General features: G+C 70.6%; 9 protein-coding genes. All 9 read right to left on the bottom strand.

Features of this window, described 5'->3' with window-relative positions; translation table 11 throughout:
• Nucleotides 1–87: 87 nt before the first annotated feature.
• Nucleotides 88–2646 carry an alpha-L-rhamnosidase C-terminal domain-containing protein gene (locus tag ACQP2O_RS17695; protein WP_433185855.1) on the bottom strand — a complete coding sequence of 853 codons (2559 nt, stop codon included), beginning with the start codon at nucleotides 2644–2646 and terminating at the stop codon, nucleotides 88–90.
• A 128-nt stretch (nucleotides 2647–2774) separates the two neighbouring features.
• Complete coding sequence (locus ACQP2O_RS17690) at nucleotides 2775–4826, bottom strand: bifunctional aldolase/short-chain dehydrogenase (protein ID WP_433185852.1); 2052 nt, start codon at nucleotides 4824–4826, stop codon at nucleotides 2775–2777.
• Between the two features lie 56 nt (nucleotides 4827–4882).
• Nucleotides 4883–6304 (bottom strand): BNR repeat-containing protein, encoded by a 1422-nt coding sequence (locus ACQP2O_RS17685; protein ID WP_433185850.1) that lies wholly within the window; start codon nucleotides 6302–6304, stop codon nucleotides 4883–4885.
• Between the two features lie 4 nt (nucleotides 6305–6308).
• Nucleotides 6309–7472 carry an L-rhamnose isomerase gene (gene rhaI, locus ACQP2O_RS17680; RefSeq protein WP_433185847.1) on the bottom strand — a complete coding sequence of 388 codons (1164 nt, stop codon included), beginning with the start codon at nucleotides 7470–7472 and terminating at the stop codon, nucleotides 6309–6311.
• 19 nt (nucleotides 7473–7491) lie between these two features.
• Nucleotides 7492–7812 (bottom strand): L-rhamnose mutarotase, encoded by a 321-nt coding sequence (locus ACQP2O_RS17675; RefSeq protein ID WP_433185844.1) that lies wholly within the window; start codon nucleotides 7810–7812, stop codon nucleotides 7492–7494.
• Nucleotides 7813–7868: 56 nt separating this feature from the next.
• Nucleotides 7869–8942, bottom strand: coding sequence for a rhamnose ABC transporter substrate-binding protein (gene rhaS / locus ACQP2O_RS17670; RefSeq protein ID WP_433185841.1), 1074 nt, complete (start codon nucleotides 8940–8942; stop codon nucleotides 7869–7871).
• A gap of 69 nt (nucleotides 8943–9011) precedes the next feature.
• Nucleotides 9012–10043, bottom strand: a complete 1032-nt coding sequence (locus tag ACQP2O_RS17665; RefSeq protein ID WP_433185838.1) for an ABC transporter permease — start codon at nucleotides 10041–10043, stop codon at nucleotides 9012–9014.
• Nucleotides 10033–11052, bottom strand: a complete 1020-nt coding sequence (locus tag ACQP2O_RS17660) for an ABC transporter permease (RefSeq protein WP_433185835.1) — start codon at nucleotides 11050–11052, stop codon at nucleotides 10033–10035. The genes ACQP2O_RS17665 and ACQP2O_RS17660 overlap by 11 nt, the downstream gene beginning before the upstream one ends.
• Nucleotides 11053–12564 (bottom strand): sugar ABC transporter ATP-binding protein, encoded by a 1512-nt coding sequence (locus ACQP2O_RS17655; RefSeq protein ID WP_433185832.1) that lies wholly within the window; start codon nucleotides 12562–12564, stop codon nucleotides 11053–11055. It abuts the gene before it with no gap.
• Nucleotides 12565–12686: the final 122 nt, after the last annotated feature.

Raw genomic sequence — 12686 nt, 5'->3', positions numbered from 1 at the left:
TGGGATCCGGCGGAAGGAAAACCCCCGATGAGGCGGGCGGCCGGGGCCGCCGCCCGCCATCGGTCACTCAGGCGCTGGCGTCTCCCGTCATCCGTCGGTCACCTGGACCGTGTGCGAACCGGCACGAATCCCGTGCAACGTGATGTGGCCGCCGTCGTTCGTCGCCTGGTAGGCGAGGGCGGCACCGTTCCAGGCGACCTTGCCGTCGACGCGTACGGTGACCCGCTTTCCGCCGGTCGGCACCGCGATGTCGCCGGAGGTGCCGGCCGGGGCCGTGACGGCGAGGGTGAGGACGGCGCCGTGACCCTGCGTCCAGGTCACCCGCAGCGGGCCGTGCGGGGTGGGCAACTGGCCGCGGGCCCACGTCACCGAGCCGGGGTTCGGCCGCACCGCCCAGGTGGCGAACCCGGGACCGGTCGGCACGGCGCCGAGCAGCTCGTTGCTGAGCGCCGGCACGACGCCGGTGGACCAGCCGTGTGCCATGGAGGTGTAGGCGCCCTCGTACAGGGAGCCGTTCTCGCCGATGCCCTCCCAGTCGGTGATGCCGGGGTCGTGGTTCGTCATCCAGCCGTACAGCCGCTTGATCTCCTCGATCGCGGAGTCGGCCTGACCGGACCGGAAACGCGCCTGGATCTCCGGGTAGGAGGTGAAGGCGTAGACCCGCTTGCTGCCGTCCGAGACGAGCGTGTCGTTGTCCATGAAGGCGTTGCCGTACGGCTGGGCCGTCGTCTTGGCGAGGTGGCCGAGCGCCGACGCCGCCTGCTCCGGGGAGGCGACTCCGGCGACGATCGCGAGGCCGTTGCCGTCCTGGCCATGGCGGACCGCGCCCGTGCCGGAGTCCAGGTAGGCACCGGTCGTGGCGTCCCACAGATAGGTGTTGACCGCCTTCGCGACGGTCTGCGCGCGCTGCTGCCAGCGGTCGGCGTCGGCGGGGTGGCCGAGAGCGCGGGCCAGGCCGGCCGCGTCGCCCAGCGCCTGCACGTAGAGGGCGTTGTAGTAGGTGACCTCGCCGGTGCGGGGCAGGAACGCATAGTCGCCGTAACCGCCGGTGCCGTTCAGGCCCTTCGACAGCAGACCGCGCGAGTCGGTGACCGACGGGTACCAGGTGTCGAGGGTCTTGACGAGGTTCGGGTAGTACTTCGCGGCGTAGCCGGTGTCGCCCGAATAGAGCACGTAGTCCGAGCTGGAGGTCACCCACCACAGCGGGTAGTCGAACAGCGGGAGCGTGTAGTTGCTGATCGACGCCGGCGGGATCCAGCCGTCGGCGCGCTGGTGGTCGGCCAGGTCGGCGAGGACATTGCGGGCGGCCTCGGGCACCGCGTGGGTGAGGTAGTCGGTGCGGCCCGACACGGCGACGTCGCCGACGTACGGGTCGCGGTCGCGCTTGGCGCCGTCGTGCAGCACCAGCTTGCCGTCCAGGGACGGGCTGTCGGCGTTCCGCGGCTCGACGTCGGTCGGGCGGAACGTGTCGGTGACCAGCTCGTTGGTGTAGGACGCGTTGTACCAGTACTGGTTGAGGGCCGGGTCCGAGGACTCGAACCAGCCCTTGTACGTGCCGGGCGCGCCCGGGAGCGCGGTCGACTCGACGGTGACGTCCTCGAGCTTGACCGTGCCGTACGGCTCCGCGACCGGGGCGTCGCTCTCCAGGGCGTCGAGGCTGATCTTGACGTACCGGAAGCCGTGCAGGCCGTCCGCGCAGACCTTCGTACCGCTCTGGCAGCCCTTGGTGTCGGTCCAGGTGGTGGACGTCTCCGGTGGGGCGTACTGGTCGGTGCCCGGGCCGCCGGCGAAGTCGGAGCGGGTGAAGTCGGAACGGTCGGTGAGGTACTGCAGGGTCTCGGAGAAGGCCAGCCGTACGCCGGGGTGGTCGGCCGAGGCCCCGCCGAACCGGATCTTCGGGTAGCCGACGACGACCTTGCCGAAGTCCAGGGTGACGCTCGCCTGCGGCGGGTCGGTGACGACGCCGGGCCAGACCTCGTTGATGCGGGTGAAGTCCCCCCGGGAGCTGGGCTGGTCCTTGGTGACGGTGATCCGCACCCGGTCGGCGGTGACCTCCTGCGGGAAGGTCACGGCCCGCTGCACGTCGGTGTTGCCGGTCACCGTCGCCTGGGTGACCCAGTCCGCGCCGTTCCAGGTGGAGACGGTGAAGTCCATCGGGACGCCGTCGCTGTTGGACAGCACGGTGATCCCCGGCAGCTTCACCGGGGTGGGGCTGGTGATCTCCAGCCAGGCCGGATACGTGTCGGAGTTCGCGTCGTTCCAGAACGTCTTCGGGTCCCCGTCGACGGCGTGGGCGGGCTCGTACGAGGTGGGCGTGCCGTTGTTGCCGCCGTTCGGGTCGTGGTACGAGGAGGCCGAGGCCGTGGTGCCGGACGGCCAGACCGGCTTGGGCTTCGGGGCCTCGCGGTGCAGGGTGGTCGTCCCCGCGCCGAGCAGACCCTTCGGGTTGGTCACGTCGCCGGCGGTGGAGGCGACCCGGACCGGCGACACCTCGCGGTGGGAGGTCCCCTGGACATAGTGGCGCCAGTTCGGCGCCGGCAGCTGGGCGAGCGCGTTCGCGGCCCGCGAGTCTCCGTCGGCCCGCGCGGGCGACGTGGCGACGAGCGTGGTGGTGGCGCCGAGCGCGAGGCAGGCGAGGACGTGCAAGGGTCGTCGTTGAACATTCGAAGCCAGTCGCATCCCTGGGCTCTCCCTCTCTGGGATCCGGCGGATTGAGCAACCCCGATGTGTGCGGCCGTGGGGCGGCGCGTGGCGGCGCGCCGCCCCGTGGCGGTTCAGCGGAGGAAGGCGGCTGCCACCCCCGCGTCGACCGGGACGTGCAGCCCGGTGGTGTGAGTCAGGTCCCCGCCGGTGAGGGCGAAGACGGCGTTCGCGACGTGCTCGGGCAGCACCTCGCGCTTGAGGAGGGTGCGCTGGGCGTAGTACTCGCCGAGCTTCTCCTCCGGGACGCCGTACACGGCGGCGCGCTTGGCGCCCCAGCCGCCGGCGAAGATGCCGGAGCCGCGGACGACGCCGTCGGGGTTGACGCCGTTGACGCGGATGCCGTGCTTGCCGAGCTCGGCGGCCAGCAGCCGGACCTGGTGCGCCTGGTCGGCCTTCGCCGCGCTGTAGGCGATGTTGTTCGGACCGGCGAACACGGAGTTCTTCGAGGAGATGTAGACGATGTCGCCGCCCATGACCTGCTCCATCATGACGCGGGCGGCCTCGCGGGAGACGAGGAACGAGCCGCGGGCCATGACGTCGTGCTGCAGGTCCCAGTCGGCGACGGTCGTCTCGAGCAGCGGCTTGGACAGCGACAGCCCGGCGTTGTTGACGACCAGGTCGACGCCGCCGAAGGCGAGCACCGCCTCGCGGAGGGCGGCGGTGATCTGGGCCTCGTCGGTGACGTCCACGGCCACGGCGACCGCGACGTCCGCGGCCCGCAGCGCGTTCGCGCCGAGCTCGGCGGCGACCTTCTCGGCCGCGCCGGCGTCGCGGTCGGCGACGACGACGCAGGCGCCCTCGGCGGCCAGCCGGCGGGCGGTGGCCGCGCCGATGCCAGAGCCGCCGCCGGTCACGAAGGCGACGCGGGTGGCGAGGGGCTTGGGCTTCGGCATGCGCCGCAGCTTGGCCTCCTCCAGCTCCCAGTACTCGATGCGGAACTTCTCCGACTCCGCGATCGGGGCGTAGGAGGACAGGGCCTCCGCACCGCGCATCACGTTGATCGCGTTGACGTAGAACTCGCCGGCGACCCGGGCGGTCTGCTTGTCCTTGCCGAAGCTGAACATGCCGACGCCGGGCACGAGGACGATCGCGGGGTCCGCGCCGCGCATGGCCGGGCTGTTCTCGTCGGCGTACCGCTCGTAGTAGGCGCGGTACTCCTCCCGGTACGCCCCGTGCAGCTCGTGCAGCCGGTCCCGGATGTCGTCCAGCGGGGCGGTCGGCGGCAGGTCCAGCACGAGCGGGCGGACCTTGGTGCGCAGGAAGTGGTCCGGGCAGGAGGTGCCGAGCGCGGCGAGCCGCGGGTGCTCGGCCCGCGCCAGGAAGTCCAGGACCTCCGGGGAGTCGGTGTAGTGGCCGACCTGCGGCCGGTCGGTCGAGGCGAGCCCCCGGATCAGCGGGAACAGCGCGGCGGCCCGCTCGCGCCGCTCGGCCTCCGGAAGCGCCTCGTTGATCACCGCGCCGAACGGGTCGGGCCGGCCGTGCTCGGCGATGTACGCCTCGGCCGTACGGATGATCTCCAGGGAGTTGGCCTGGCACTCCTCGCTGGTGTCGCCCCACGCGGTGATGCCGTGGCCGCCGAGGATCACGCCGATGGCCTGCGGGTTGTCCTTCTTGATCGCCGCGATGTCGAGGCCGAGCTGGAAGCCGGGCCGCCGCCAGGGCACCCACGCGATCCGGTCGCCGAAGATGCGGCGGGTCAGTTCCTCGCCGTCGGCGGCGGTCGCGATGGCGATGCCGGAGTCCGGGTGCAGGTGGTCCACGTGGACGGCGTCGACCAGGCCGTGCATGGCCGTGTCGATCGACGGCGCCGCGCCGCCCTTGCCGTGCAGGCAGAAGTCGAACGCGGCGACCATCTCGTCCTCGCGCTCGACGCCCGGGTAGACGTTCACCATCGCGCGCAGCCGGTCCAGGCGCAGCACCGCCAGGCCCGACTCCTTGAGCGTGCCGAGGTCGCCGCCGGAGCCCTTCACCCACATCAGCTCGACATCGCCGCCGGTCACGGGATCGGCGGTGACGCCCTTGGCGGAGGCGTTGCCGCCGGCGTAGTTCGTGTTGCGCGGGTCCGAGCCGAGCGCGTGCGCACGCTCGAGCAGCTGGTCCACCTCGGGCTGGTTGCCCGTCATTCGAGTCACTCCTTGGGTGTTCGTGGTGCGAGGGCCGGTCGGGGTGCGGCCGGTGGTCACCGGCGTGCGCCGATCCGGAAGTCGATGACCCGGACGGCCGACGGCGTCGTCCCGGTCGATTTCTGCTGGTACATGAAGGACAGGACGCCCTGGGAGCGGAGCCGCGAGGCGTCGACGTCGACCTCGCCGAAGGCGTTCAGGTCCTTCGCGTCGTACAGCTGCTTCCAGTCCGTCCAGCCGCTCGCCTTGCTCGCCGCGACGATCCGGCCGAACGGCATGATCACGTACGCGTTGTCGCCCCGGTCGAAGACGATCTTCGACCGGCCGGTGGCGTTCAGCGGCACGGGGATCTGCGTCTTGTGCCAGGTCCCGGAGGAGTCCCGCCACAGGTGGTAGTCCCGCCCGTAGGCCGTACGGTCGGCGACGTAGTTCGTCACGCAGGACTTGGACTCTTCGGGCACGTAACTCTCGATCACGTGCGGACGGCCGGCGGAGTCGACGGCCTGGCCCTCCTGGTTGATGAGTCCGCGGTCGACGCCGATCGGGTCGACCGTGAGCCCCGGCGCGTCGATCGACACCGGCGCGGTGCCGGTCGCGCCGACGGCCCGGCCGGCGCTGTTGCGCCAGGTACGGCCGCGGTCGTCGCTGTAGATGTAGCCGATGTCGTGGTTGTCCAGCCCGCCCGGGGCGCACAGGACCTTCTGGTCGCCCTCCCGCCAGGTGAACGCGACGGACAGGCGGCCGTCCGGGCCGTAGTCCAGGCCGTGGATGTACATGTTGCGGGTCGTGCTGGTCACGCCGTTCGCGGTGTAGTTCCCGGTCGCGCTCGACCATGTGCCGACCTGCCGCCACGTGCCGCCGTCGTACTCGGCCAGCTGGTTGACGCCGTTGCCGGAGCCCTGGCCCGTCCGGTAGACGAACTGCAGCTTCTTCTCCGGCGTGACGATGAACTGCGGATAGGTGATGTTGCCGAGGTCGAGGCCGCCGAGGGTCTGCCGCACCGGCCCGAAGTCGCTCGCGTCCCACTTCGCCGGATGGTTCGCCAGCCCCGCGACGGACTGCACGTAGAAGACGGGCGTGTTGTGGGTGTCCATCGCGATGTGGATGCGGCCGTCGCGCGGCGAGATCCCCATCGAGATGACGTTGTGGGAGTCGTCGGTCGTGAGCTGGTGCGGCAGCGTGATGGTCTGCCACGCGCCCTCCGGCGCGCGCCGCCGGGCGATCTTGACGTAGCGGTCCGCGTGATACCAGGCGACGTACTGGTAGCCGCCGTACGTGAGGATGCCGCTCAGCTGGAACGGGTCCTGGTTGACCAGCCCGTCGTAGGAGACGAAGTAGATGCCGGACGGGTCCAGCAGCGTGTCGCGCAGCACCCGCGCCGAGGGCCCCGATCGGGTGGCCGACACCGCCGGCGCGGCGTCGACCAGGCCGCCGGCGAGCGCCGCGACGGCGGCCACGGCCAGCGCTCTGCGGAACATCAGGTCACGCTCCCCAGCCGGCCGCCTGGCCGTCCTTGCGGCCGTCGCGGATCTTCTCGAAGTACCCGGACCGGGCGTAGGCCGCCATCGGGTCCGGGTCCAGGCCCATCTCCGCGCGCAGCTCGGCGAGCAGCGGCCGGACGTCGGTGTTGTAGGCGTCCATGAACACGGCGTTCGCGCCGAGCACGTCACCCGCCTGCTGGGCCGCCCGCAGCGCCTCGATGTCGATCAGGAGCGCCTTGGCGGTGGCCTCCTGCACGTTCAGCACCGAGCGGATCTGGCCGGGGATCTTCGGCTCGATGTTGTGGCACTGGTCGAGCATGAACGCGATCTCGTCGGTGTACCCGCCGCCCTGGATCACCTGGTCCATGATCCGGTACAGCTGGAACGGGTCGGCGGCGCCGACCATCAGGTCGTCGTCGGCGTAGAAGCGGGAGTTGAAGTCGAAGCCGCCGAGCTTCCCCTCGCGCAGCAGGAACGCCACGATGAACTCGATGTTCGTGCCCGGCGCGTGGTGCCCGGTGTCGACCACCACCTGCGCCTTCGGACCGAGCTTGAGGCAGTGCGCGTACGACGTGCCCCAGTCCGGCAGGTCGGTGGTGTAGAACGCCGGCTCGAACAGCTTGTACTCCAGCAGGAACCGCTGGTCGTCGCCGAGCCGCTCGTACACCGCGGCCAGGGCCTCGGCGAGGCGGTCCTGCCGGGCGCGGATGTCGTCCTGGCCCGGGTAGTTCGTGCCGTCGGAGAACCACAGCTTCAGGTCGCGCGAGCCCGTCTCGTCCATGATGTCGACGCACTCGAGCAGGTGGTTCAGCGCCTTCTCGCGCACCTTCGGGTCGGGGTGGGTGACGCTGCCCAGCATGTAGTCGTCGTCCTGGAAGACGTTCGAGTTGATCGCGCCGACCTGGACGCCCCGGTCGCGGGCGTGCTGCGCCAGCGCGGCGTAGTCGTCCACCTTGTCCCAGGGGATGTGCAGCGCGACGGTCGGCGCGATGCCGGTGTACTTGTGAACCTGCGCCGCGTCGTCGATCTTCTCCTGCGGCGTGCGCGGCACGCCCTGCTGGGCGAAGACCTTGAACCGGGTGCCGGAGTTGCCGTACGCCCACGACGGCGTCTCGATGCGCTGGGTCCGCAGTGCCGCCTTGACCTGGGCGCTGTCCGTTGTCATTGTTCGTGATCCCCGATCGTCAGTCGAGATGGAAGACTTCGTCGAGCCGCAGCAGGCCCTCATCCGGGCGCTGTCCTTCGAGGTCTTCGAAGAACGGCGCCATCTCCGCCTGCCAGCGGGCGTTCACCTCGGTGTTCTCCATGGCCGCGCGCGCCGCGTCGAAGTCGTCGGTCTCCAGGTAGCCGACGAGCAGCCCGTCGTCGCGCAGGAAGAGGCTGTAGTTGCGCCAGCCGGCCGCGCGCAGGGCGGTGAGCATGTCCGGCCACACCGCCTGATGCCGTTCGCGGTACTCATCCAGCCGGTCCTGCCTGACCTTCAGCAGGAAACAGACGCGCTGCACGGGGGCTCCTCCCGCGACGGCGCGGGGCCGCACAAGGCGGCCCCGCCACCGGCCGCCTAGAAGTTGTAGTTGTCGATGTTGCTCTTGTCGAAGACCGTCGGCGGGCCGAGGATGACCTCGCCGTCCTTGCCGATGGTGCGCTCGCCGAGCTTGCCGGCCTTGAACTTCTCGCCCTCCGCGCCGGTGATCTGGCCGGAGGCGAGGGCGGCGGCGGCGTACGACGCGAGGTAGCCGAGGTTCTTCGGGTCCCACAGCTCGAACTTGCCGACCGTGCCGTCCTTGACGAACTTGCGCATCTGGTTCGGCGTGCCGAGGCCGGAGACGGCGACCTTGCCCTTGTACTTCGAGCCGGAGATGTAGCGGGCCGCGGCGGCGATGCCGACCGTGGTCGGGGCGATGATGCCCTTCAGGTCCGGGTACGCCTGCAGCAGACCCTGCGTCTGCTGGAAGGACTTCTGGTCGTCGTCGTCACCGTAGGCGACCTTGACCAGCTGGATGCCGGAGTACTCCGGCTTCTTCAGCTCGTCCTTCATGAACCCGATCCAGGTGTTCTGGTTCGTGGCGTTCGCGGTCGCCGACAGGATCGCGATCTTGCCCTTGCCGCCGATCAGGTCGGACATGACCTTGATCTCGCTGCGGCCGATCTCCTCGGAGCTGGCCTGGTTGATGAAGACGTCGCGGCAGTCCTTGGACGCGTCCGAGTCGTACGACACGACCTTGATCTTGCGGGACATCGCCTGCTTGAGCGGACCGCAGACGGCGTTCGGGTCGTTGGCCGCGATGAGGATCGCGTCCATCCGCTGCTGGATCAGCGTGTTGATGTAGGAGATCTGCGAGGACGCGGACGCGTCGGACGGGCCGACCTCCTTCGCGTCGCCCCCGTACTCCTTGGCCCCGGCGATGCCCGCGTTGTCGACGATCGTCTCGTACGGGTTGTTGACCTGCTTGGGAAGGAAGGCCAGCTTCAGGCCCTTCTTGAGCGGCGCGTTCGGGTCCGCCTTCGCGCCGGTCGTCGCGGCGCCGTTGCCGTCCTTGGATTCCGAGGAGTTCTTCGTCGTACCACCGCAGGCGGCGGCACCGACGGCGAGGGCGGTGGCGATGGCCACGGCCGCCAGGGGACGCATGATCATGAGGGGTTCCTTTTCCGGTTAGGAGGAGGCGGCGGAGCCGGGAGGTCGGACGGGGTTGGTTGGTCGGGGCTAGCTCGAGCTGCGGTGATGTCGTCGTGCCTCGCGTACGGCGGCCGCGATCCGCGGCGTGAGCACGGAGACGATGAGGAGGACGCCGGTGACGATCGACTGGATCTCGGTCGCGACGTCACGGAGCATGAGCAGGTTGCGGAGCAGGCCGATCAGCAGCACGCCGGCGACGACACCGCCGAGCGTGCCCTTGCCGCCGTCGAAGTCGACGCCGCCGAGCAGCACCGAGGCGATGACGGCCAGCTCCAGGCCGAGGCCGTTGTCGGCGCGGGCGCTGCCGTACCGCAGTGTGTAGACGGCGCCGGCGAACGCCGACACGATCCCGGAGACCACGAACAGCAGCAGCTTGATGCGCTTGACCCGGATCCCGGCGAAGAACGCCGCCTCCTCCTGCGCGCCGATCGCGAACAGCGCGCGGCCGAGGCCGGTGGCGTGCAGCACGACCGCGGTCACGATGGCGAGCAGGATGAACAGCGCGAAGGGGTACGGGATGGGCGTGCCGGGCACGGTCTTGGTGGCCAGGTCGGCGTAGTTCTGCGGGAACTGCGCGACCGCCTTGGTGCCGAGCACGACGTACGCGAGGCCCCGGTAGAGGGTGAGCGTGCCGATCGTGACGGCCAGGGACGGCAGTCCCAGCCGGGTGACGAGCAGGCCGTTGACCAGGCCGGCCACCGCGCCGACCACCAAGAGCAGCGGGATGATCATCTCGATCGCCCACCCGGCGTCCCACAGCGCGCCGAACAGCGCGCTGCACAGGCCCAGCACCGAGGCCACGGACAGGTCGACCTCCGCGGCCACGACCAGCAGCGTCATGGGCAGCGCGATCAGCGCGATCTCGCTGAGGTCGTCCAGGGCGAAGGACAGGTTGTCGCTCGTGGCGAAGTCCGACGTGCCGAACGCGCCGCCGGCGAACACGACGATCAGCAGGGCCGTGACGATGACGTCCCAGCGGATGAACCGGGTCAGCGGGCGGGGAGCCTCGGCGCGCGCCTGCACGGGGCGGGCCTCGGCGGCGGGGGCTTCAGGCGCCATGACGGGCATTCCTCTTTCGCAGGGCGCGGGTGACGCGCAGGCCGAGCAGGCGGTCGACGCTGATCGCGAGGAGCAGCAGCAGACCGGCGATGGCGTCCTGCCAGAAGGAGTTCACCTTCAGCACCACCAGGACGCTGCCGATCGTGGTGAGCAGGAGCGCGCCGAGCGCGGCGCCGTACACGCTGCCGAGGCCACCGACGATGGCCACGCCGCCGACGACGACGGCGGCGACCACCCGCAGCTCCCAGCCGTGCGCGGCGTCCGCGACGACCGTGCCGAACCGGGCGAGCCACAACACCCCGGCGAGTCCGGCGAGGATGCCGCTGACGAGGTAGGCCGTGAGGATCCGCTTGCGGATCGCGATGCCCGCGAGCCGCGCGGCGTCCGGGTTCGAGCCGATCGCGTAGAACTCCCGGCCCGACGGGTAGGCCCGCAGGTAGTGCCCGACCGCGAGCATCACGACCACCGTGATGAGCGGCAGGTACGGCACGCCGAGCACGCTGCCGTTGCCCAGGTCGAGCAGGGACGAGGGCACGTCGGCGGCGTTGATCTGCTGGCCGTGCGCCCAGTAGTAGTCCAGGCCCTGGATGACGTACAGCGTGCCGAGCGTCACCACGAGCGCCGGGACCTTGAAGAAGCTGACGAGCACGCCGTTGACCAGTCCGCAGACCGCTCCGATGGCCATCCCGATGAGGAGGACCAGCAGCACGTTGCGGTCGTGCCCCGCGACGAACTTCCCGGACGCGAACGCCACCAGGCCGACCACCGACCCGACGGACAGGTCGATGTTGCGGGTGACGACCACCATCGTCTGCCCGACGGCCAGCAACGCCAGGATCGAGGCGTTGAGGAAGATGTCCTTGACACCCTGCGTCGACAGGAACGAGGAGTTCACCGCCGTCGTCACGACGACGAGGACGATCAGCGCGGCGAGGATGCTCAGCTCCCGCGCCCGCAGGACGGTGTCGACGAGCCTGCGCCCGCCGGCGTCGGCGGTTACGGCTGCCATTTACGCGGCCTCCTCTCGGGTACGGCCGGTGGCGGCGGCCATGACGGTCTCCTCGGTGGCCTCTTCGCGGGGGATCTCGGCGGCGAGCCGGCCCTCGTGCATGACCAGGACGCGGTCGGCCATGCCGAGCACCTCGGGCAGGTCGGAGGAGATCATCAGGACGGCGAGGCCCTGGCCGGCCAGCTCCGACAGCAGGCGGTGCACCTCGGCCTTGGTGCCGACGTCGATGCCGCGCGTGGGCTCGTCGACGATCAGCACGGACGGCTCGGTCGACAGCCACTTGGCGAGGACGACCTTCTGCTGGTTGCCGCCGGACAGCACGCCGACGACGTCGCTGAGCCGCGCGTACTTCAGCTGCAGCCGGATCGCCCAGTCGGCGGCCCGGTCGCGTTCGGCCTTCCGGGAGATGATCGGGCCGCGGCGCAGCGTGCGCAGCTGGGTGAGGCCGATGTTCCGCTCGATCGAGCCGTCCATGACCAGGCCCTGCTGGCGCCGGTCCTCGGGGACCAGGGCGATCCCGGCGGACATCGCGGCGGTGGGGCTGCCGGCCGGCAGTTTCGTCGTCCCGACCTGGACGCCGCCCGCGTCGTAGCGGTCGACCCCGAAGATCGCGCGGGCGACCTCGCTACGCCCGGCGCCGACGAGGCCGGCCAGCGCGACGATCTCCCCGGCGCGCACCTCGAAGGAGACGTCGGTGAAGACGCCCTCGCGGGTCAGCCGGGAGACCGTCAGCACCGTCTCGCCGGGCGTCGTCTCCTGCTTGGGATAGAGCGTGTCCAGCTCGCGGCCGACCATCCGCTGCACGAGGTCGTCGGGGGTGAGCCCGTCGAGCGTCTCGGTGGAGATGTAGCGGCCGTCGCGCAGCGTCGTCACCCGCTGGCAGAGGTCGAAGATCTCCTCCAGCCGGTGGGAGATGAACAGCAGCGCGCAGCCCTGCTCCTGGAGGGTGCGGGCGACCGCGAACAGCCGCGCGACCTCATTGCCGGACAGCGCCGCGGTCGGCTCGTCCATGATCAGTACGCGGGCGTCGCGGGAGATCGCCTTGGCGATCTCCACGATCTGCTGGTCGGCGATGGACAGACCGCGTGCGGGCCGGTCCGGGTCGAGCGCGACGCCCAGCCGCTCGAACAGCTTCGCGGTCTCGGTCCGGAGGGCGCGGCGGTCGATGCGGCCGAAACGGGCGCGCGGCTGGCGGCCCATGAAGATGTTCTCCGCGACCGACAGGTCGGGGAACAGCGTGGGCTCCTGGTAGATCACGGCGACACCCGCGTGCTGGGCGTCGCCGGGACCATGGAACTCGTGCGGGCGGCCGTCCAGCAGCACCTGCCCCTCGTCGGGACGGTGCACCCCCGCCAGGATCTTGACGAGGGTGGACTTGCCCGCCCCGTTCTCGCCGGCGAGCGCATGGATCTCTCCGCCCCACAGCTCCAGGGAGACGTCCTGCAGAGCCCGCACCGCGCCGAACGCCTTACTGACGCTCGCCAAGGCGAGGATCGGAGGCGACTCGGTCATGCTTCCTCCGGAAGTGAACGGAATAAAAACGTTTTAACGCGATTGACCCGGGACGCTAGGTCTGTGAGCGCGGTCACGTCAAGAGTGAGTTTCCCGTGCGGCCTCGCCAAGGGAGATCGTTA

Origin of the sequence: Actinoallomurus sp. CA-150999, from assembly GCF_050942425.1 — a bacterium.
GTDB lineage: Bacteria > Actinomycetota > Actinomycetes > Streptosporangiales > Streptosporangiaceae > Actinoallomurus.
Note: the sequence above shows the minus strand (reverse complement) of the source record. Positions and strands in the feature narration are given on the sequence as shown.